This is a genomic window from Variovorax sp. PBS-H4, from assembly GCF_901827205.1.
Classification (GTDB): domain Bacteria; phylum Pseudomonadota; class Gammaproteobacteria; order Burkholderiales; family Burkholderiaceae_C; genus Variovorax.
The window spans coordinates 118,235-139,721 of record NZ_LR594675.1 but is presented as its reverse complement, the minus strand read 5'-3'; the positions used below and the strand labels follow the sequence as shown (position 1 = coordinate 139,721).

The window sequence follows — 21,487 nt, the reverse complement described above, 5'->3', positions numbered from 1 at the left end:
GCGCGGGCCCCTTCGGGCGGCCGGGCGGCGCTCATTGCAGCACCTTCACGGCCTCGGGCGCCCACCGCATCAGGACCGGCTGGCCCGCTTCGAATACCGGCGCACGCACCCCTGCAGGCAGCTTGACCAGGAGCCGCTCCGCGCCCACCCGCGCGCGGATTTCCGTGAAGGCGCCCATGTACGCCGTGCTCACGATATGAGCGGCCAGTCCGCTCATGGAATCGTCGCCGGCCTGCTGGCCCGTGGCGTCGACCTCGATCAGTTCCGGCCGGATCAGAAGCCGCGTGGTCTGCCCTTGGTGCGCCCCGGCGGCGGTGCCCCGGATCACCATTCCGTCGGCGCAGCGGTACAGCGAGTCGCCGTCGGGTGCGAAGCCCACGTGCCGGGCTTCGACGACATTGGCATCGCCGACGAAGTTGGCCACGAAGGCATCCGCGGGGTGCAGGTAGATGTCTGCCGGTGTCCCCACCTGGCGGATGCCGCCCTCGGCCATGACCACGATGCGGTCCGACATGCCGAGCGCCTCCTCCTGGTTGTGGGTCACGGCCACGGCGGTCATCTTGAGGCGCTTCAGCAACACGAGCAGTTCCACCCGCATCTCGGAGCGCAGCCTCGCGTCCAGGTTGGACATCGGCTCGTCCAGGAGCAACAGCGAGGGCCGCATCGCCAGCGCCCTCGCGATGGCGACGCGCTGCTGCTGGCCGCCGGAGAGCTCATGGGGATAGCGCTCCCGCAGCCGCTCGAGCCGGACCTGCGCGAGGACCTCGGCAACGCGCACTTCGATCTCGGCCGCCGGCACCTTCATCATGCGCGGCCCGAAACTGAGGTTGCCCTCCACCGTCATGTGAGGAAACAGGCCGTAGTTCTGGAACACCAGCCCGACATCGCGCTGGTAGGCAGGGACTTTCTCCATCGGCTCGCCGCGCAGCCGGATCTGCCCGGCACTGGCGGGCATGAAGCCGGCGATCGTCCTCAGCAGCGATGTCTTGCCGCTGCCGCTCGGGCCGAGCAGCGTCACGAACTCGCCCTCGCTGACGTCGAAGGACGCGCCGGAAACCACCAGGTTTCCGCCGTAGCGAATGTCCACGCCCTGCACCTGCAGGACGGGGGAAGACGTGCGTGCATCCATAGCGGTTCCCATCAAATGCATTCCGAATTGGTATGCCAATAAGGATGCTACATGATTGATCTGCGCTGTCAACGCCTGCCCTGATCTGCATCGGACCCTGGCACTTCCCCCCGCGCCGCCGGACCCGCGGCACGACGCGCCTGCTTTTGGAAGCAGAATCGAGTTTCCTCAACTTGCACCTCCAGGGAGGAAGGCTCAATGGAAATGGAAGAAGTCGATGCACGCCTGCGTGCGCTCGAGTTGCGAGCGGTCGCGCAGACCACGGCAATCGCAGTGCTGCTCCACGAGCAGCCCAATGCATCGGCAAAGCTGCACATGGTCGCCGAGCACCTGGTCGACGCACCGCCGATCCCGCTGTCCGACGAGGACCTGGTGAAGGTCGCCGCCTATATCCAAGCCATGCTGGGAGGTCCCTGGATCGACTAGGCGCTATCGACGGGTGCTCCCCCACATTAGGGTTGACAGCCGCGCAGCCCAGGCCTGAGCATGCGTCCAACTCAATGTTGGAGGGCGCCTCGCATGACATCGACCCTGCTGTTCATCCATGGCACCGGCGTCCGTCAACAAGGCCTCGCCGAGTCGATGAAGCTGTTGCAGGCACAAGCGGCCGAGTACCTTCCAGGCTGGAAGATCGAGCCCTGTCCCTGGGGCGATGCCTTCGGCGCCGCGCTCAACAAGCACGGGGCGTCGGTGCCGAGCTATGTGCGCACGGGCGACCCGACGCCCTCGCTCGATGCGCAGCAGCGCGCCCGCTGGACGCTGCTGGCCGATGATCCGCTGATCGAACTCCGCGTGGCGCCCGACGAGGCCTACCTCGGTGCGCCGCCCGGCCCGGCCATCTGGGCGCGCATCGGCGCGCTGCGCGACGATGCGGCCGTGGAGGGGCTCTTGTCCAACGCCGGCCTGCGCGGGCAGTGGGCGCTCTTCATCGAAACCGTGCTCGCGGATGTGGAATGGCAGACCGTGGTCGGCGCGCTCACGCTGTCGGAGGCCGCCGCCAGCCCGCTCGTGGCACGCGCGCTGGTGGCCGCCCTGCAGGCCCGCCTGCGCGAACTGAACCTGCCGACACTCGCCGTCGCCATGCGCGATGCACTGGCCGATGCGCTGCTGCCGCCGCTGGGAGGCCCGCCGGCGGGCATCAAGGACTGGCTGCTCGAGCGCATGACGGCCTACGGCCGCCGGCGGCGCGGCAGCCTCACCGACCTCACCAGTCCGGTGGTCGGCGACATCCTGCGCTACCAGGCGCGCGGTTCGACGCTGCGCGACTTCATCGGCCTCAACGTCGCGAAGACCGGCGCGCGGGTGCTGCTGGCGCACAGCCTGGGCGGCATCGCCGCGGTCGACTGGCTGGCCTTGGAAAAGCGTCCGGTGGATGTGCTGATCACGGTCGGTTCGCAGGCGGCCTTCTTCTACGAGATCGACGCGCTGGCCTCTCGCGTGCTGGGCTCCGGACTGCCCGACTTCTTTCCGGAGCGCTGGCTCAACATCTACGACGAGAACGACATCCTCGGCTACCCGGCCGCAGGGGTGTTCAAGGGCAAGGTGCTGGACCTGCCGGTCGACAACGGTGCGCCCTTTCCCGAAGCGCACGGCGCCTATTTCGACAACCGCATGCAGGTCTGGCCCGCCATCGCCGACTTCCTGAAAGGCGGATGAGGCGTGGCCTCCGTCCTGGCGTGGATCGTCGCGGTCGAATGCCACGCAGCGACGGCCGGCAAGCGCAACAGCCTCGACTTCAAGGCGCCGGTGTCGCGCCGGGCCCTCGAGTGGACCGAATGGCTGCGCGACCGGGCAGAGGTCGAACTGCTGCTGAACGTGAGTGCCGTGCCGGGCTCGGAGGAGGCGGCCCGTATCGACACCCTGCGCCCGCGGCTGCTCAACGGCGCCGAAGCCCACCGTGCCGACGCAGCGTCGCTGCGCACGTCGCTGGGCAAGGTCGCCCGCAGCCAGCCGGCCGACCTCCTGCTGCTGCTGTGGATCGGCCATGGCGTGATGAACAACCGGCAGCGCTACCTGCTGACGCAGGACACGGAGGACCTGGAGAACCTGCAATCGTGGGACCTCGACTCCCTGCTGCAGCACCTGCGGAACGCGCGGATGCCCGCGCTCCAGCTCGGCGTGATCGACAGCTGCGCCCAGGTGATCAGCGACCGGCCCGGCAATGTGCAATTGAGCGGGACCGGCAAGACCCCGCGCCGGCAGCACTTCTACTTCGCGTCCACGGCTGCCGCCATCGCTTCGGCGAATCCCTTCGAGCCCACCCTGGCCAGCATGGCCCTCGACGTCTTGAAGGCCATCGATTGGCCGCCGCTCCCGCGACCGCTCGACACGATGCTGATGGAGCGGGTCGAGAACCTGGCCTCGCGGCCGGTGCGCTTCGAGTGGACGCAAGGCTCTGGCGACCAGTGGTCCAGCCGCTCCGGCTCGGGCGCCGACGACAAGGCCATGGCGGCGCACGCCAGGCGGGCCGGGCTCTCGGAGGTGCTGTTTCGCCACCTGTGGCTGGACCTCGCATCGACCGGCGAGACACCGGCCGCACTGGCCAAGGCCATCCGCGACGACACCCTCGAGGCGCTGGCGAGCAGGATCGAACGGGCCGCGCCCGATGCCCCCGAGCCCGACCTCCTGCGCGACGCCTGGGACCGCGTGAAGGTGGTGCGGCAATGGGTTCCCGGCCTGGCCGCGCTCGGCCTCAGCTTGCCCCAGTGGACCGAGTTCGCGCGGCACCTGGTCAACGAAGACGCGCGCCACCCGCCGCAGTTCGCCGAACTGCGCGAGCTGCTGCTGTGGTCGCTCGACATGAACCGCGACATGGCGCGAAACCAGGGCCGTTCCCACGCCGCCCTGCTGCGCCTGATGCTGATGGCGATGAAGCAGGCGGCCGAGCCCGGTGCTTCCGCGCGCTCGGTGGACGCCGCGGCGCGGCTTGATGCCGACCTTCGCGCCGATCCGCTGATGGCGCCACTGCTGGCCGCCGTGCAGCCCACCGCCGATCTGCCGAAGGGTTCGGTGGTGATCTACGTCGAGCTCGAACTCCCGGCCAATGCCCCGGAGCCTTCGGTGCAGCGGTACTGGCTGCTGCGCGAGTCCGTCATCGAGCCCGGCGCGGAGCTGGCGCTCGCAGGGCCGATGGGCGAGCAGCTCAACACGCTCATCAACCATGTCCAGGCCGGCGAGGTCCGGCCGGTGCGCGTGGAGCTGCTGGCCCCGTTCCTGCTGCTGTGCGGGCAGCGCGAATGGCTGAGCTACAGCATCGACATGGGCGAGCTCACCGGCAGCCCGGCGGAGACCGGCGCGGCGCTGCAGCGCGTGGGTCTGGACGCGGTGTGGCCGATCTGCTGGCGCTGGAAGGACCGGCTGCAGGGCAAGCAATCGAAGCTGCAGCCGGCACTCTGGCAGCAGCGCGGCCGGCAGGCCCAGGAGCGGGCCCGAGCCAGCGCAAGGCTGCACTGCCGCTTCGACGACGAGCAACCCGCGGCCGGCGAGGACGAGGCGCACGTGCTGGGCCTCGTCTACCTGCCGCCGAGTCCCGCGCAGAGAGGCCGCAATCTCGAGAAGTTCTTCAAGCAGCTGATCGACGGCGAACCCTACATGCTGTGGCCCGGCGCCGAGCCGGCCGACGCCGCCGCCTTCAAGGCCACGGTGCGCGACTGGCTTGCCGGCCAGCGCCTGAACAAGCTGCCCGAAGCGCTCTGCCAGGCGCGCAGCGGCAGCAAGCTGCCGGAGCTGGTGCTGTTCCTCGACGAGCCCGACCGCAACCCGTATGCACAGACCCAGCGCTTCCAGACCCTGGGCGCAGCGCCGACCTGAGCCGACCCACGCAACAAGGACCGACATGGCCACCTGGAAGATCTACGACCCGGACGCCAAGCCTGCGAAGAGCAAGGTGAAGCTGCCCGCGCCCCCGCCCTGGCGCCAGCCCGGGCCGCGCCGACGCGCCGTGATTGCGAGCACCTTTCGAGCGACCGACGAGGTCCGCGACGCGGTCAACGTCGCGCTGCACCTGCGCCGGCCGCTGCTGATCACCGGCAAGCCGGGCACCGGCAAGAGCTCGCTGGTGTACTCGGTGGCGCAACAGCTCGGGCTGGGCGAGGTGCTGGTCTGGCCCATCAACTCGCGCTCGGCGCTGCAGGAGGGCCTCTATCGCTATGACGCGCTGGCGCGATTGCAGCAGATTCAGCAGCAGCAGGCACGCTCGGCTGCCACGCCCACGGCCGGGCTGCCGAAGCAGAAGACCGCCAGGAACGCAACCACCGCCGCCGCCGCGAACGACTCCGACGAGCTTGGCGCCTTCGTCACGCTCGGGCCGCTCGGCAGCGCGCTCGCCGCTGCCGATGCACCGCGCGCGCTGCTCATCGACGAGATCGACAAGAGCGACATCGACCTGCCCAACGACCTGCTGGGCGTGCTCGACACCGGTTCGTTCAGCATTGCCGAGTTGCAGCGCGTGGCCGCGCGCCAGCCCGAGGTTGCGGTGCGCTCCATCGAGGGCACGCCGGTGACGGTGCACAAGGGCGTGGTCAGTTTCAGCGAATACCCGTTCATCGTGATGACGAGCAACGGCGAGCGCGATTTTCCGGCGCCCTTCCTTCGCCGCTGCGTGCAGTGCACCTTGCCCGATCCGGACGAGACCCAGCTCGCCAGTATCGTGCGCGCCCATCTGCCGGCCATGGCAAGCGACCCCCAGATGCAGGGCCTGCTCAACGAGTTCCTCAGCCGCCGCGAGCAAGGTGCGCTGGCCACCGACCAGCTGCTCAATGCGCAATACCTGAGCCCGCAGCGCCAGGCCCTGTCGAAGGAAGAGCAGGACCGCATCCTCGACGTGCTGTTCAAGAGCCTCGACTGAAGCAAGGCGGCGCATGGCCCAGACCGCCGCACTGCAACCCGGACCGCCGGACTGGCGGCGGCGCTTCGCCGAGGCGCTGCGCCTGCTGGGGACCGACATCGTCGGCGCCGATGCGCTGGAACGTGCCGACGCGCTGTGGCTCGCCCGGCTTCTGCCCGTACCTGCGACACCAGCAGGCGCCCCGGGCCAACTGCCCACGGCGGACGCAGGTGCGCACGCGGGCGGAACGCCCCCAGCGAAGAAGGCTTCTTCGGCAGACCGTCACCCCCACGGCGGCGACCGCGCCGAGCGCGACGGCATGCCGCAGCAGTTCGGCGGCAGCACTTCGCTGTTCGTGGCGCAACCGGGCAAGGAGGGAGAAGAGCAGCTCAGCGCGCGCCGCGTGCAGGTCCCGGTGGCCGACGCCTTGCCGGGCCGGGCTGCGATCGAACGGGCGCTGAAGCCCTTCCTGCGCAAACGGCCATCGGCCAATCGGCGCGTGGTCGACACCCAGGCCACCGCCGAGGCCAGCGCGCAAGCCTGCGCGGAACTGCTGGCCGGCGCGGCGTTCGGTACCCGCGCCCATGCGCTGGTGCCGGTGTTGCGGCCGGTGGCGGAGCGCTGGTTCGACGTGGTGCTGCTTGCCGAGCGCGATGAGGCGATGCTTGCCTTCGAGGACACGCTGATCGAGTTGCGCAACCTGCTCGCGCGCCACGGCGCTTTCGGCCAGGTGCGGCTGTGGCGCTGGTCGATCAAGGCAGGTGCGGTGAATGTGGAGTCGCCCTCCGGCATGCCATGCGCACCGCGCGCGATGCTGCAATCGCAACGGCCGCTGCTGGCGCTCGTGCTGACACACGGCGCGTCTGCGCACTGGGAAGGGAAAGTGCTGCGCAAGTTCGTGCGCGACCTCGGCTCGCGCTCGGTGATGGCCATTGTGCAGATGCTGCCGCCGAAGGCCTGGGGCTTCACCGCGCTCGGCGAGGCGCCCGAGCTGGTCCGCGCGCGTGAACGCGGCAGCGTCAATCGCTTGCTCCAGCGGCTCGATGTGTGGCATGGCGGCTTCCGCGATCGAGGGGGCCTGGACGCCGTGCCGATGCTCTCGCTGGACGCGCCCGCGCTGGGCGCCTGGGCCGACTTCGTCATGTCGCCGCGCCTGCTTCAGCATGCCGCCGTGTCGCTCGAGGACGCCGCGGAAATGGTGGCGCCGCTGGCTGCACCGTCCACGGGCACGACGGGCGCCCCCGCCCCCACGCCCGAGGCCGCACGCGAACGCGTGCTGCGCTTTCGCGCGATCGCATCGGCGCAGGCTTTCGCCCTGCTGCGCTTGCTGGCCGGAACGTGGATCACCCTGCCGGTGATGCGCCTGCTGCTGCACTCGCTGCCGGGCCGACGCTCGCTGGCCCCGGCTGCCGAGGTATTGCTGTCGGGGCTGCTGGTGCGCGTTTCGCCGCCGGGCAGTGCAGCGCAGGACATGGTGTTCGACTTCGTGCCCGGCCTGCGCGAATGGCTGCACGGGTCGCTGTCGGGCGAGGAGCAGCGCCAGGCCAGCAGCGCCATGGCGGAGTCGCGCGAGGCGATCCGGCGCTTCGTCGAGGCGAAGAGCGGCGTCAAGCTGGCCAGCTTCAGCGCCCTGCTCCGGGACCCGCGCGGCACCGAGTTTCTGCCGGCCTCCGCGCGTTCCTTCCTCGAGCTCTCGCGCCGCCTTCGCGCACTGCGCGGGGGTGCGCCGATGGCGGGCCCCGAGCGCGGCGGGGTGCCTTTGCAAGGCGCCGCGGCCGAGCTGGGTGCGCTTCGCAATTTCCCGCCGCTCATGGAAGGCCTGGTGCCCAGGCCCGTTCTCGAGGACCGGCTGGCGCAACGCGTGCTCGCGTTGACACCGGGCGGCGTACTGCGCCTGCGCGCGATGCCGGGCGCGGGCGTGCGTACGCTTCTCGGCAATGTGCTGCGGCGGCCTTCGGTACGGTCCCGCTTCGGCGGAGGAATCTGGTTCGACACCGATCCGCCCGCCGAGCCCGCAGCGGCCCACCTGCAGCGGCTCGTGGTGCGCTTCGGCGCGAAGGGGCGGGTCGGCGGCGACACGTGCATCGACGTGCGCATGCAACGCAACAGGGACGTCGACGTCGGTCACCTGGAAGCGAGCGAGGCGCAGGCCCATCTGGTGCAGATGGGCGTGGCAAGAACAGACGCTGCCGAGCTGTGGCCGGTGCATCAGGGTGTGCCTTCGCTGGTGCCCATCGTGGGCGCCGGCTGGCTGCGCGGCATCCGGCGCTGGCCGCGCCGCGACACCGAGCGCCCGGAGTCGAACTACGGCGCGCTGAGCATGAAGGTGCTGGGCCAGCTGACTTCGGCCGAGCGCGACGGGCTCATCGTGATGTCCGCGCGCCGCCCCGGCTATCCCGACCGGCCGACCGGCAGCGAAGCGCTCGCGGTGCAACTCGCCTGGCAATGCCGCACGCCGGATGGCAGTTCGGCCACGCTGCATCCGGCTGTGTCGCAGTTTCTGCAGAGTGCCTACCGCGACAAGGTGCGCGCGGCCCATGAAGCGATCGTGGGCGAACTCGCACCCCGCAACGGCACTCCGCTGCTGCCGCCGGCCTATCTGCGCGACCATCTGCTGCAGCACGCGATTGCTGCACGTGGCGCAGAGGGTGCGCGCCGCGTGCTGTTCGACCGTCGCCTGCTTCTGCAGATCCTGCACGGCGACCGCTCCAGCGTGCTCCGTGCGCTGGCGCCGCTGGCACGCAAGGACAAGCAGTTGGCCGGCGTGGCCGAGGAACTGCAGTCGGGCGCGCCGATCGAGGTGCTCGCCGACCACGCACGAGAAGGCCTTGCGCCGGCGTCGAACTGGCCGGTGTGGCTCGGGCTTCCCGAGCGGCGCTTGCGCGAAAACTTCGGCACTGGGGTGCGGGTGGCGATCCTCGGCACGGGCGTCGATGCCATGCATCCCGAGCTTCAGCACTCGGTCATCGAGGGCGCGGTCGCGGACCCGCACGGCCATGGCACGGCTGTCGCGAGCATCATCGCAGGGCGCTTCGTCGGCATTTCGACGGGGGCGCGGCTGCAGTCCTATGCGGCACTGGACGCGCAGGGCAGCGGCGCGACCAGCACGGTGCTCGTGGCGCTCGACTCGATTCTGAGCGTGCCGGCCGAAGAACGTGCGCACATCCTGTGCGTGCCGCTTGGCATGGGTACATGGGATGAAGCGATGGCTCGCGCGCTGGGCCTGATCACGGCCCAGAACATCCTGGTGGTGGCAGCGGCCGGGAACGAGGGCTCGCAGGAGCCGGTGAACTTTCCGGCCTCGATGCCCGAGGTGCTCGCAGTGGGCGCCCTGGATGAGGACGGAAGGCCGCTCGAGTTCAGCAACCGTGGCGCAGTGAAACGGAACGGCAAGCTGCAGAAGGAGGGCCCCGATCTCTGGGCGCCCGGCGCAAAAGTGCTGGTTGCCGCAGGTGCAGGTACGAGTGGCGGCTCCGAAGGTGCGGTATTGCCGCCGGCCCGCTACACCACGATGTCCGGGACTTCATTCGCATGCGCCGTGGTTGCAGGCCTGGCAGCCCGCTACATGGAGCTCACAGGGCTTCGGGGGCAGGCACTTCGCGAACTGCTGCTGGCGCGTGCCGCAGAGGAAGGCCGTGCGCGATACGTACCCGATATGGGCGAGCCGGCGGAGAGCTCGGATCCAGCGCCTCCCTCTTCCTCGGGGCAATTGGCGTCCGCAGTCCCGGGCGAGGACGTGGTCACGATCGAGACCTCCGATGGCGTCACGTTGACTCTGCACCCTTCGAACGCCGCCGGGTTGCTTCTCCGCCAGAGCAGCGCAGAGACGGAGCGCAACGACCTTGCGCAACCATCGTTGCCTATCTCGCGCATCCAGATCCTCGGCCGCGCCGCGAATGACCCGAGCGCTACGGTGGGCGAGCTGATGCTTCGTCTGGATGCGCAGGTCCCCCCGGCGCTGTACGAGTTGCAGCCCCGATCGCTGGTGGCACTCAGGGGGCACCCACCCGCCGGTTCGCTGGCAAGCGAATTCTCGAGCGGCGGTCCGACCCTGGTCTTCGTCCACGGAGTCTTCCTCGACACGGCCAGCACGTTTGGCGCGTTGTGGACCGCGAATCACCAGAAGCGCCTCGACCTGTTCCGCGCGTACCACGACCGCGTGTATGCGTTCGAATATCCGACGCTTGGCGGCAGCCCTGTCGCTGCGGCGCTCACGCTCGCCAAGGCGCTGCCAGCGTCGGCGCCCGTGCATCTGGCGACGCATTCGAGCGGCGGGCTACTGGCCGAAGTGCTGGCCCGCGCTGCCGCGCAGCCCCACGAGACAGAGCGTGCCGCTTCGACCTTTTTCTCCGCCGATGGCCATGCGGCCGACCGCCGTGCCCTGCTGGAACTGGGAAGAATCGTGCGCGACAAACACTTCAGCATCGATCGGATGGTGCGCGTGGCCTGCCCTGCGAAGGGCATCGGCATCGACGAAGGGGGCCTCGACGTCTGGATGTCGCTGTTCAGGAACGCCCTGCGGCTTGGGCACATCTCCGTTCAGCCTGCCTTCGAGGCCTTCCTCGTGGAAGCGGCCCGCGCCCGCACCAGCCCCTCGAGGGTTCCGGGCATCGCCTCGCTGTTGCCCGACGCTCCGCTGATTCAATGGCTCAACAGCCCGGTCGAGCCCCTGCCGGGCGATCTGCGCGTGATGGCCGGAAACGTGTGGGGCTTTGGCAATGCACCTTGGCTGGCAGCCCTGGAGACCGGGGGTGCCGCCTGGTCCGAAAGCGATCTGGTGGTGCAGACCGCTTCCATGGACGGGGGCGCGGGACGGCGGGGAGGCTCGAGCTTCTGGCTGGCCGAGGGCCAGGAGGCCACGCACTTCAACTACTTCAGCGACCCCTCCAGCGTGCGCGCCTTCTTCGATGCGCTGGCCCTGGACCAGCCGCCCCACTTTCAGGCGTTCGAGCCATCGTGAAGAGATTGCGGCCGACCCCCTTCGGCCGACGGCCCGCTATGGCTCCACGCCCGGCTCAGTGCGCCGGCTTGCGCGGACGCTCGAAAAAGAAGCGCAGCATCTCCGCGCTCGCATCCGGTCCGCGGGCATCGGTGTAGGAGCCCTTGGCGCTGCCGCCGGCCCACGCGTGAGGCGCCCCGTGCACCGTCCAGTGCTCGGCAAGTACCCGCCCGTCGGCGGATCGGTGCAAGCGGCGCGTCGAGGCGCGGGCGCCCTTGGCATTCAGATGCTGGACCTCGACCGTGGCCGTATTTCCAACGCTGGCCGCAATGACCTGTTCGCCATTGCTCGCATGAACAGTCGCATCGGCGTCGCCATGGAAGACGATGGTGGGCATGCCGCTGGCAACACCGCCCTGCATGACCCCGCCGCTCTTCATCGCCATCAGCGCCGCCGGCAGGTCGGTTGCAACACCGGCGGCGAGCCCGGAGTGGACGCCGACGGCTGCGTACAGGTCGGGATAGGCCTCGCCGAGGATCGCGGCCATTGCCCCGCCCGCCGAGAGTCCCGCCACATAGACGCGCTGCGGATCGATCGTGTACTGCGCCATCACTGCCCGGGTCATTCCCGCCAGCAGCGCCGGTTCTCCGCGACCTCGCTTCTGGTGGTTGTGCTTGAACCAGTTCCAGCACGCCTGCGGATTGGCCTGGCGCGACTGCGCCGGGTACAGCACGAAGAAGCCCTGCGCCAGTGCGGCTGCGTTCATTGCCGTGCCGGCCGCGAAATCGTCCGGGTCCTGGGTGCAGCCGTGCAGCATCACGACCAGCGGCAGCGGGCGCCGGCCCGCCTCGGGCGGGATGTAGAGCTTGTAGTCGCGACGGCCTGACGCGTCGGCAAAACTGCCGGCAATGAAGCGGCCGGGAACGGCGACATCGTCGTACGCAACAGGTGCATCGTCGACGCTGCGAGGCGGCGGGCTGTCGGGCACGTGCCTGGCCTCGACGTCGATCACCGCGCCTGTCTCCTCGGGCATCGGCTGCGCGCGTTCGGCGCCGTGCAGCGCGGCCTGGATCGCGGCGGTCGCCGCGCGCAAGTCTCCGGCGCGCGTGAGCCGGGTTGCTTCTGCCATCAGGTGCTTGAGATCGAAACTCATGGGGGTCTTTCGAGTAGGTGCGTTCGGTGGGGTGTTCAGCGGATGCGCGCGGCGAGCGCCGCCTTGACGGCAGGACTCGCGTGAAGCGCGCCCAGGACCGTGATGGATTCGATGGCAGCCAGCGCTAGCGCCGGCGTGACGTCGGCCGCGATCACGGCCAGGCCGAGCACGCGTATCTGCAACTTCTGCCCGGCCGCCTCAATGGCCTCCAGGGTGGCTGCGTCGTAGTGCTGGATGCCGAGCACCAGCGATTTGCTCGCCACGACCTGGCGCACGACATCGACCTGGGTGGCCAACTGGTTGCGTATCGCGGTGCGGATGAGGTCGGTGCGGTTGGCGTAGAAGCCTTCCTGCACCAGCAGATCGATCTGGCCGAGGTCCACGCAACCGACGTTGATGGTGATCTTTTCGTCGGCCGGCTTGGGGGAGGCGGCAAGGGAAGCGCTTTTTCGGGGCATGCGCCATCTTAGCACCATCCAAGTGGATGGCGGCAAGTTTTCCAGCTCAAGGCCCCGCAGCAGCGCCAGAATGCACCCATGTCCGAAGTCACCATCTATCACAACCCCGCCTGCGGCACCTCACGCAACACGCTCGCGCTCCTGCGTCACGCGGGCATCGAGCCCACCGTGATCGAATACCTGAAGACACCGCCGACCCGCGAGCAGATGCGCGAGATCGCGGCCGCGACGGGCCAGCCCCTGCGGGCGTTGCTGCGCGAGAAGGGAACGCCCTATGCAGAGCTGGACCTCGGCAACCCGAAATGGACCGATGACCAGCTGCTCGACTTCATCGCGCAGCACCCGATCCTGCTGAACCGGCCCATCGTCGCGACGCCGCTGGGCACCAAGCTCTGCCGACCCTCGGAGGAAGTGCTGGAGATCTTGCCGGTCGGCAAGATCTCTCCATTCGCCAAGGAAGATGGCCAGCCCATCGAGGACAGCGGAGCGCGCCGCACGCGCTGATGCGATGGACGGGTTCGACGCGCTCGAGATCGACGCCGGCGAAACCCGCATCTTCGTACGCCACGCCGGCTCCGGGCCGCCGCTGTTGCTGCTGCACGGTTTCCCGCAGACGCACCTGATGTGGCGTGACATCGCGCCGCTGCTCGCGCGCAACTTCACCGTCGTCTGCGCCGACCTGCGCGGCTATGGGAGCAGCGGATGCCCGCCCACGGCGCCCGACCACGCGCCGTACTCGAAGCGCGCGATGGCACGCGACATGGCGAGGGTGATGGAAGCCCTCGGCTTCCGGCGCTTCTCGGTCGCGGGCCACGACCGTGGCGGGCGCGTTGCCTACCGGCTGGCGCTCGATCATCCGAAGCGCGTGCAGCGCCTCGCGGTGCTGGACATCCTGCCGACGGAGGCGGTGTGGGCCCATGCCGATGCGAGGCTCGTGCTGGGCTACTGGCCCTGGTCGCTGCTGGCGCAGCCCGCGCCGCTACCGGAACGCCTGCTGGCCGCAGCGCCCGACGCGGTGGTCGATGACGCGCTTGGCGGCTGGGGCTCGCCGGCCGGCGCTTTCGGGGCGGAGGTGCGATCGGCGTATATCGATGCGCTTCGAGACCCGGCGCACGTGCACGCCATTTGCGAGGAGTACCGCGCCGCGGCCACCCTGGACCGCGAGCACGACCAGGCGGACCTGGGTGCCGGTCGCCGCATCGGCTGCCCGGTGCTGGCCCTGTGGGGCGCGGGAGGCGCGCTCGACACCTGGTACACGCGTGAAGGCGGGCCGCTCGCGTTGTGGCGTGCGTGGAGCGACGACGTGCAAGGCCACGCCGTCGATGCAGGCCACTTCTTTCCAGAGGAAGCGCCCGGCCCCACGGCCGAAGCCTTGCAGCGCTTCTTCCTGGCTCCCTGACATCAAGCGGAGCACGCGCGGCGGTGGCACGTGCGGGGACCGGTGTGTGACAGCCTGGCGAGATGCGATCCCTGGGCTCGATTGTGGAGAGATGCGTGCGTGGTGGCGATCCCGCATTCACGCGACTCGCGATGCGGAGGTAAGCTGCCTGTTCATCATGGCACCTCAGCCAGCCAAGGAGCACCGACACATGGAAACCCCCGACGAAGCGCCGGACACCCCGACCGGGGAGCCGCGCAGCAGTTCCTACCTCGAGGAAAAGGCCTTCAAGTCGCGCACGCTGCTGATCTTCGGCGCCATCAGCGACGCCTCGGCCCGTGACGTGACGCGCCGGCTGATCGCACTCGACGCCGACAGCGACGCACCCATCGACATCCTGGTGAGTTCGCCGGGCGGGCACCTGGAATCGGGCGACACGATCCACGACGTGGTGCGCTTCATCGCGGCACCGGTGCGCATGATCGGCACCGGCTGGGTAGGCAGTGCCGCCACGCACCTCTACCTGGCAGTACCGCGCGAGCGGCGGTTCTGCTTGCCGAACACGCGCTTCCTGATCCACCAACCCAGCGGTGGCGCCGGCGGGCCGGCGAGCGACATCGCGATCCACGCGCAGGAGATCCTCAAGGCCCGCGAGCGCGTCGCGAGGACGATCGCGCGCGAGACCGGCAAGTCCCTCGAGGCGGTAATGACCGACATCGAGCGCGACCGCTGGCTGTCGGCTCAGGAAGCGGTGGAGTACGGGCTGGTGTCGCGGATCATCGAGCGCAAGACGGAGCTGCAAGCCTAGGTCGCCGCAGCTACATGTAAAAACATTTCTGTCGCCTCGAAGCCGCGTGGCAGCGGCCGGATCGCCGCGTCGGCGGCGGCAACGCTTGTCCCGCCGCGCTGCGTTCGCTAAGGTGGTCGGTTTGCCAGACGACTTGTCTTCTGTCTTCATGCACAAGCCCCTCCTGACATCGCTCGCCCTGGCCGCCTGCTGCGCGGCCGCCCTTGCGCAAACGCCGAAGCTCCCGCTCGAAAGCAGCGACGAGGGCGCGATCTACGTGAGCCCCAACCTGTCCCCCACCGAGAAGGCAGCGACCGCCAACGGCGGAACGCTGGGCCTGCAGCGCAAGGACGGCAGCGGCGCCTACGGCGGCGTGGACACCTCCGGGGCGCGCCCGAACTACTCGCTCGGCGCCAGCACGGGCGGCGATGTCTCCTTCTCCGCCGGCGCCCATTCGGACGGGAAGGCCAACAAGGGCATCAAGGCCGGCGTGACGGTCCGGTACTAGCCCCTTTCAAGAGGCTAGAAGGGCGCCGGCAGCTCGGCCCCTTCTCCGGCATGGCTCGACGCCTGAAGCGCGGCCAGTTGCCGGCGCAGCGCCTGGTTCTCGGCCGTGAGCTCGGCCACGCGATGGCGCAGGGACGAGAGTTCGTCGTCTCCGGGCTGCGCGCCCTCCTGCGGCGCATCGGCAGATGCGTCGCGCGGCTTGCGCTTCGATTCGCGCACGCGCCTGGCGGCTTGCTTGAGCTCGTCCTTGCCGGCGACCACGGCGGCGACCTGCTCCTCGGCGGGCAAGGTGGCGACGGCGGCCGCGGCGTTGATGGAGATGGCGCCCGACTTGACTGCCGCGACCAACTCGGGCGCGGCCTGCTTGTGGATCTTCTCGATCATCACCACCTGGCTGCTGCTCAGGCGGGCTGCCCTGGCCACGGCCTCGCGGCTGTCGAGCGGCGCGGGCGGGGCAGCGCTGTCGAGGGCCTCGGCCGGCGCTGCGTTCGCCGGCATGTCGGGTGCCGGCGCCGGGCCGGCCGCCGCGCGGGCGCGCCGCTCGGCCACGATCTCCTTCTTGCGCAGCGCCAGCACGCCGCGCTGGAAGTCGGAGATGCTGCGGCGGCCCAGGTGCTGGTCGATCATCCACAGATGCACGTCCTCCAGGGAGCGGAAGCGCGTGTTCTGCACCGTCTGGAAGGGAAGGGAGTGCTTGCGGCAGATGCCGTAGCGGTTGTGGCCGTCCACCAGCACGTCGCCCCACAGCACCAGCGCATCGCGGCAGCCTTCGGCCAGCAGGCTGCGCTCCAGTGCTTCGTACTCCTCCGGCGTCAGCGGGTCGATGTAGGCTTTGAGTTCTTCGTTGACGACGATGTCCATGGCGCGCGGGTCGGGGCAGGGAAAGGGCCCGCATTGTAGAGACGGGCCACCGGGCCATCGGCGGGCACCTGCACGCGGTCGCTGCTGACGGGACGCAGGCCGGTACGACGGCATCGTCCGTGCGCGCCAAGGTCTCAAATCACCCTCAGAACATGGAAAGCCCGGCTTCTTCGACCACCGCCCGCAAACCGGGCGCGCTGCTGGTGCCCGGGTGGGACGACGACCACCGCGAGCGCTACAGCGCCCTTGCGAGCGACCTGCGCGCGCAGGGCTGGGTCTGCCGGCTCGTCGACTTGCCGAACGCCGGATGGTCGCCGGCCGAGCGGGCGACGGTGAGCCGCGAAGACAATTTGCAGGATGTGCTGGCCGCCTACGACGCGCTGGCCGCCGACCCGGAAGTCGATCGCGATGCGATCGGCATGGTGGCGGTCAGCTACGGGGCCTACCTCGCCGCGTTCGCCAGCACCCTGCGCCCGGTGCGCTGGCTCGCGCTGCGGGCACCGGCGATCTATCGCGACGCCGGCTGGACCACGCCCAAGGAGGCACTCGACAAGGAAGACCTCGCCGCCTACCGGCTGCTGCGGCTGCGCGCCAAGGACAACCGGGCGCTGGCTGCCTGTACCGCCTTCCGGGGCGACGTGCTGCTGGTCGCGTCGGGCAGCGACGACATGGTGCCGCACCCCGTCATCGAGAACTACGCGGCGGCCTTCGCGCAGGCGCGCTCGCTGCACGTGCAGACGCTGGAATGCGCGGACCACGCCCTCTCCCATCCGGCATGGCATGCGGAGTTCCGGCGTTGCCTGTTCGACTGGATCGGGCAGCGGCGCGCCGAGCTGACCCATGGCACCGGCGGCGGCCGCATGCCGGCAGCGACGCGCAAGTTGCGCATCCTGGTGGTCGAGGACGACGCCGACATGCTGGCCGTCACGCTGGAGCTGCTGCAGACACTCGGGCACTGGGCCACGGGGGTGAAGAGCGCGGAGGTGGCCATCAACCGCTTTCTCGACGGCGCCTTCGACGTGCTGATGGCCGACATCAACCTGCCGGCGCTCTCGGGCGTCGAGCTGGCGCAGAAGCTGCAGCGGCAAGGCGGCTTTCCGGTGATCTTCGCGACCGGCCTGCCGCGCCCGCCCCGGCTCGCGCCCGGCACCTTCTGGCTGCAGAAGCCCTACACGGTGGAACAGCTCGAGAAGGTGCTGCGCGTCGCGGCCGCGCTCGCCCCGGCGCGCGAGGGCAGCGCGAGCTGAAGGGCCGCCGGTTCGCACGCGTGTGCCGGGCTTGGCACCTCAGCCGAGCGCCAGCCGCTCGTGCTGGTGGCCCAGCGTGCGTGACAGGGCCTGCGCCGCCTCGCGCAGCGCCTGCGCGACCGGGCCGTTCCAGCGGTGGTCGAAGCCCGCCTTGTAGCCGAGCACGGTGATCGCGAGCACCAGGCGCCCCCGGTCGTCGAGCACCGGCGCCGCGAAGGCGCTCATGCCGGCCATGAAGTCGCCCATGGCGCGCGCCATGCCGCGCTCGCGCACCTGGTCGATGGTTTCATCGGTCTCGGCGGGCTGCTCGCGATTGGCCGAGGAGGCCTGGTAGGCCTCCATCTGCTCGGGCTGCAGGAAGGCCGCGAACACCCGCCCCGTGGCCGAGCGGTAGAGCGGGAAGACCGAGCCGAGTCCGATGTTGACCATCACCGGCCGCGCCGGCTGTTCCCAGCGCACCACCGTCGGCCCGAAGCTGCCCCAGACCGAAACCGCCACCGTGTGGCCCAGCGACGCGCACAGGCGCTCGGCTGCGCGCGTGGCGAGCGAGACCGGCTCGAGCGTCGCGAGGCAGGAAAGGCTGAACTCCAGCGCCACCGGACCCATGCCGTACAGGCCGGTCTCCGGGTCCTGCGCCAGGAAGCCGGTCCGGACGAAGCTCACGAGGTAGCGGTGCGCCTTGCTGGGCGCGATGCCGGCCTGCTCGGCGATGTCGGTGATCTTCATCGGGCGGCGGTGGTGGGCCACGATCAGCATGAGGTCGAGGCCGTTCTCCACCGACTGCACGCCGGCCTTCGGGGCGGTGCTGGCGCCCGGTCGCTTCAGGCGGGCGGGCAATGCGGAGGTGCTCATCGGGGGCGACTGTACGGGATGGCGGGATGCGGGTTGTCCTCGGATTGACATCGGCGCTCCTTCACATTTACGCTAATCGAAAACATTTTCCGCGTTTCGTAAAGGCTTGGAAATGCTGACAGGAGACATGCTGCGCCGCTCGGCGCACCGATTCCCGGACAAGCCGGCCATCGTCCTGCGCGGGCCGCAGGGCAGCGAGCGCCTGCCCTACCGCGATCTCGACGCGCTGGCCGACCGGGTCGCGCACGCGGTGCTCGGGCTGGGCCTGCCCCGCGGCGCGACCGTGTCTATGCTCTGCCGCAACCTGCCGGCCTACGGCGCCGTGTTCTTCGGCGTGGCGCGCTCGGGCTGCGTGCTCAACAACATCTCGATCCTCTACGCGCCGGAGGAGCTGGGCTACGTGCTGGCCAAATCCGAGACGCGGGTGCTGATCTACGACGCGCAGTTCGCCGACAAGGTGGCAGCAGCGCGGGCGTCGTGTCCGGAGATCCAGCACTTCGTCGCGATCGGCGGCGGCGGCAACGCGGAGGTGCCGGGCGCGATCGCATTCGAAGGCTTCATCGACGGCCAGCCGTCGATGCCGCCCGAGGTCGACATCGACGAGCGCGATCCCTTCTGCATGACCTACACCGGCGGCACCACCGGCCATCCCAAGGGCGTGCTGATGAACCATCGCGCGCGTGCCATCACGGCCCACACCGTGGTGGTCGAAGAGCACCTGGAGGCGAGCGACGTGGTCGCGATCGTCACACCGCTGTTTCACGTGGCCGCCCTCAACATCATGTTCCAGCCGGCCATCCTGGTCGGCGCCACGACGGTCTTCGTCACGCCGTGGTCGCCGCAGGCCTTCATCGACGCGGTGGAGGCCGAACGCATCACCGCCACCTTCATGGTGCCGACGCAGGCCAACGCACTGGCCATGCTGCCCGACCTGGAGCAACGCCAGCTCCAGAGCTGGACCAAGCTTTCGTTTGCCGGCGCGCCCATGCCCGACTGGGTGCAGGTGGAGCTCATGCGCAAGCTGCCGCAACTGCGCCTGACGCAGATCTACGGCCAGTCGGAAATGGGCGTGATCGCTGCCCTCCCCTGGCAGCGTGCGCATGACAAGCTGGGCAGCGTGGGGCGCCAGCCCTACAACGTGGACGTGGCGGTGCTGCGCCCCGACGGCACGCCCGCTGCCGCGGGCGAGCTGGGCGAGGTGGCCTCGCGCGGCGACAACCTGATGATCGGCTACTACGGCGAGCCGCAGCAGACCGCGGAGTTCTTCCGCCTCGGCAACGGCTGGGGCCTGTCGGGCGACATCGGCGTGATGGACGCCGAAGGCTTCGTCACGCTGATCGACCGTGCCAAGGACATGCTGATCTCCGGCGGCGAGAACGTCTATCCGAAAGAGATCGAGCAGGTGCTCTACGAGCTGAGCGAGGTGGCGGAGTGCGCGGTCTTCGGCATTCCCGATGCCAAGTGGGGCGAGGTGCCGGCGGCCTACCTGCAGCTCAAGCCCGGCTGCACGCTGGACGAAGCGCGCGTGGTGGCGCAGTGCGAGCAGAAGCTCGCGCGCCACAAGCGGCCACGGCTGGTGCGCTTCGTCGAAGGCTTTCCCAAGACGCCGATCGGCAAGATCCAGAAGAACCTGCTGAAGGAACCCTACTGGGCCGGAAGGAAGAAGATCTGAGCTTCTTTCCGGTCGAACAAGGACTTTGAACATGGCCAACGAAACTCCCTACGCGCACTACAGCGCGCTCACGCTCAAGCCCCATTCCAACGGCATCCTCGAGGTAGTGATGGGCGCCTCGCAGAGCGCCAACAAGAAGCTCTCCACCGCCGACCACAACCTGCACCGCGAGCTGGCCTCCATCTGGAGCGACATCGACAAGGACCCGGCCACCCGCGTGGCGCTGATCCGCGGCGAGGGCAAGGGCTTCTCCGCCGGCGGCGACCTGGGCCTGGTGGAGGACATGGCGAACGACTTCAACGTGCGCGCCCGCGTCTGGCGCGAGGCGCGCGACCTGGTCTACAACGTGATCAACTGCTCCAAGCCGGTGGTCTCGGCGATGCATGGCCCGGCCGTCGGCGCCGGGCTGGTCGCGGGCCTGCTGGCCGACGTGTCGATCGCCAGCACCACGGCGCGCATCATCGACGGCCACACGCGCCTGGGCGTGGCGGCCGGCGACCACGCCGCCATCGTCTGGCCGCTGCTGTGCGGCATGGCGAAAGCGAAGTACTACCTGATGTTGTGCGAGGCGGTGTCCGGCGAAGAGGCGGAGCGCATCGGCCTGGTGTCGCTGGCGGTGCCCGAGGACCAGCTGGTGGCGAAAGCCTTCGAGGTGGCCGAGAAGCTGGCCGCCGGCTCGCAGACCGCCATCCGCTGGACCAAGTACGCGCTCAACAACTGGCTGCGCCTGGCCGGGCCCACCTTCGACAGCTCGCTGGCGCTCGAGTTCATGGGCTTCTCGGGGCCGGACGTGCAGGAAGGCATCGCCTCGCTGCGCGAGAAGCGCAACCCGAAGTTCGACCCGTCCTGCCCCTTCTAGAAAGACTCGCCATGGACCTCGGCATTGCGGGCAGGACGGCGCTGGTGCTCGGCGGCACCCGCGGGCTGGGCCTGGCCTGCGCGCGTGCGCTCGCCGAGGCGGGCGTGCACGTGCTGCTCAACGGGCGCGATGCCGCCCACGGCGAAGCGACCGCGCGCGGCCTGCCGGCACAGGCGCAGTTCGTGCCCGGCGACATCGGCGACGAACACCAGCGGGCACGGCTGATCGAAGCCGTCTCGCGCATCGGCATGCCGTCGATCGTGGTCACCAATGCCGGTGGCCCGCCGGCCGCGCCTTTCGAGGAAACGCAGCTCGCCGCCTGGCGGACCAGCCACGAGACCAACGTGATCGGCCCACTGGAAGTGGTGCGCGCGTTCCTGCCCGCGATGCGAGCGGCGCACTTCGGGCGCATCCTCAACATCACCTCCTTCGTGGTGAAGGAGCTCTATCCGAACATGGCTCTTTCCAACAGCCTGCGGGTGGGGCTCACCGGCGCGATGGGCTCGCTGGCGAGAGAAGTAGCGCCGCACGGCATCACGGTCAACGGCTTGTTGCCGGGGCTGATGGACACGGGCGCGCTGCAGCGCGTGATCGCCGATCGCCGCAAGCGCACCGGCCAGGACGAAGCCGCGGTGCGCGAGGACATGGCCCGCAGCATTCCGATGCAGCGGCTGGGCACCGCCGAGGACTTCGGCGGGTTGTGCGCCTTCCTCGCCTCGGTGCATGCCAGCTACATCACGGGCCAGAACATCTGCGTGGACGGGGGCCTGACCCGCAACGTGATCTGAGGGCCTGCCAAGGCCATTCGAGCGGCCGCGCG

18 protein-coding genes are annotated in these 21,487 nt (G+C 69.6%); 13 read left to right on the top strand and 5 right to left on the bottom strand.

All coding sequences use genetic code 11. The features are described 5' to 3' along the window. Window positions 1–31 precede the first annotated feature (31 nt). On the bottom strand, window positions 32–1,141 hold the full coding sequence (locus E5CHR_RS00640) for an ABC transporter ATP-binding protein (protein WP_232061903.1): 1,110 nt from the start codon (window positions 1,139–1,141) through the stop codon (window positions 32–34). 186 nt (window positions 1,142–1,327) lie between these two features. Here E5CHR_RS00640 and E5CHR_RS00635 point away from each other — a divergent pair, with 186 nt between their 5' ends. From E5CHR_RS00635 to E5CHR_RS00615, 5 genes are all read left to right on the top strand, one after another. Beyond that, a complete protein-coding gene (locus tag E5CHR_RS00635; RefSeq protein WP_162572317.1) occupies window positions 1,328–1,555 on the top strand; it encodes a hypothetical protein in 228 nt (75 codons plus the stop codon). Window positions 1,556–1,648: 93 nt separating this feature from the next. Next, a complete protein-coding gene (locus E5CHR_RS00630) occupies window positions 1,649–2,785 on the top strand; it encodes a hypothetical protein (RefSeq protein ID WP_162577898.1) in 1,137 nt (378 codons plus the stop codon). A gap of 3 nt (window positions 2,786–2,788) precedes the next feature. Beyond that, window positions 2,789–4,939, top strand: coding sequence for a hypothetical protein (locus E5CHR_RS00625; protein WP_162577897.1), 2,151 nt, complete (start codon window positions 2,789–2,791; stop codon window positions 4,937–4,939). A 25-nt stretch (window positions 4,940–4,964) separates the two neighbouring features. Beyond that, window positions 4,965–5,975, top strand: coding sequence for an AAA family ATPase (locus E5CHR_RS00620; RefSeq protein WP_162577896.1), 1,011 nt, complete (start codon window positions 4,965–4,967; stop codon window positions 5,973–5,975). 13 nt (window positions 5,976–5,988) lie between these two features. Next, a complete protein-coding gene (locus E5CHR_RS00615) occupies window positions 5,989–10,914 on the top strand; it encodes an SAV_2336 N-terminal domain-related protein (RefSeq protein ID WP_162577895.1) in 4,926 nt (1,641 codons plus the stop codon). Window positions 10,915–10,969: 55 nt separating this feature from the next. Here E5CHR_RS00615 and E5CHR_RS00610 read toward each other — a convergent pair whose 3' ends face one another. Further along, complete coding sequence (locus E5CHR_RS00610; protein ID WP_162577894.1) at window positions 10,970–12,046, bottom strand: extracellular catalytic domain type 1 short-chain-length polyhydroxyalkanoate depolymerase; 1,077 nt, start codon at window positions 12,044–12,046, stop codon at window positions 10,970–10,972. A 35-nt stretch (window positions 12,047–12,081) separates the two neighbouring features. Further along, window positions 12,082–12,504, bottom strand: coding sequence for a CopG family transcriptional regulator (locus E5CHR_RS00605; RefSeq protein ID WP_162577893.1), 423 nt, complete (start codon window positions 12,502–12,504; stop codon window positions 12,082–12,084). Window positions 12,505–12,582: 78 nt separating this feature from the next. Between E5CHR_RS00605 and arsC the strand changes: the two genes are divergently transcribed. The 4 genes from arsC (at window position 12,583) to E5CHR_RS00585 (ending at window position 15,177) form a co-directional block, all read left to right on the top strand. Then, window positions 12,583–13,008: an arsenate reductase (glutaredoxin) gene (arsC, locus tag E5CHR_RS00600; protein WP_162577892.1), complete on the top strand. Its 426-nt coding sequence runs from the start codon at window positions 12,583–12,585 to the stop codon at window positions 13,006–13,008. 4 nt (window positions 13,009–13,012) lie between these two features. Continuing rightward, window positions 13,013–13,903 carry an alpha/beta fold hydrolase gene (locus E5CHR_RS00595; RefSeq protein WP_162577891.1) on the top strand — a complete coding sequence of 297 codons (891 nt, stop codon included), beginning with the start codon at window positions 13,013–13,015 and terminating at the stop codon, window positions 13,901–13,903. Between the two features lie 157 nt (window positions 13,904–14,060). Next, window positions 14,061–14,690, top strand: coding sequence for an ATP-dependent Clp protease proteolytic subunit (locus E5CHR_RS00590; protein ID WP_269474035.1), 630 nt, complete (start codon window positions 14,061–14,063; stop codon window positions 14,688–14,690). 148 nt (window positions 14,691–14,838) lie between these two features. After that, complete coding sequence (locus E5CHR_RS00585; RefSeq protein ID WP_162577889.1) at window positions 14,839–15,177, top strand: hypothetical protein; 339 nt, start codon at window positions 14,839–14,841, stop codon at window positions 15,175–15,177. A gap of 14 nt (window positions 15,178–15,191) precedes the next feature. On the opposite strand, the gene E5CHR_RS00580 is transcribed toward E5CHR_RS00585, so the two are convergent. Further along, window positions 15,192–16,037, bottom strand: coding sequence for a plasmid replication/partition related protein (locus E5CHR_RS00580; RefSeq protein ID WP_162577888.1), 846 nt, complete (start codon window positions 16,035–16,037; stop codon window positions 15,192–15,194). Between the two features lie 152 nt (window positions 16,038–16,189). Here E5CHR_RS00580 and E5CHR_RS00575 point away from each other — a divergent pair, with 152 nt between their 5' ends. Next, on the top strand, window positions 16,190–17,284 hold the full coding sequence (locus tag E5CHR_RS00575; protein ID WP_162577887.1) for a response regulator: 1,095 nt from the start codon (window positions 16,190–16,192) through the stop codon (window positions 17,282–17,284). Window positions 17,285–17,323: 39 nt separating this feature from the next. On the opposite strand, the gene E5CHR_RS00570 is transcribed toward E5CHR_RS00575, so the two are convergent. After that, the gene (locus tag E5CHR_RS00570) at window positions 17,324–18,136 is read right to left on the bottom strand and encodes an IclR family transcriptional regulator (protein ID WP_162577886.1); all 813 of its coding nucleotides are present in this window, start codon (window positions 18,134–18,136) and stop codon (window positions 17,324–17,326) included. 112 nt (window positions 18,137–18,248) lie between these two features. On the opposite strand from E5CHR_RS00570, the gene E5CHR_RS00565 reads away from it, so the two are divergent. Genes E5CHR_RS00565 through E5CHR_RS00555 form a run of 3 tightly spaced genes read left to right on the top strand, consistent with a single transcriptional unit; the run spans window position 18,249 to window position 21,455 of the window. After that, window positions 18,249–19,808, top strand: coding sequence for an AMP-binding protein (locus E5CHR_RS00565; protein WP_162577885.1), 1,560 nt, complete (start codon window positions 18,249–18,251; stop codon window positions 19,806–19,808). 31 nt (window positions 19,809–19,839) lie between these two features. Continuing rightward, complete coding sequence (locus E5CHR_RS00560) at window positions 19,840–20,667, top strand: enoyl-CoA hydratase/isomerase family protein (protein ID WP_162577884.1); 828 nt, start codon at window positions 19,840–19,842, stop codon at window positions 20,665–20,667. A gap of 11 nt (window positions 20,668–20,678) precedes the next feature. After that, window positions 20,679–21,455, top strand: coding sequence for an SDR family oxidoreductase (locus E5CHR_RS00555; RefSeq protein ID WP_162577883.1), 777 nt, complete (start codon window positions 20,679–20,681; stop codon window positions 21,453–21,455). Window positions 21,456–21,487: the final 32 nt, after the last annotated feature.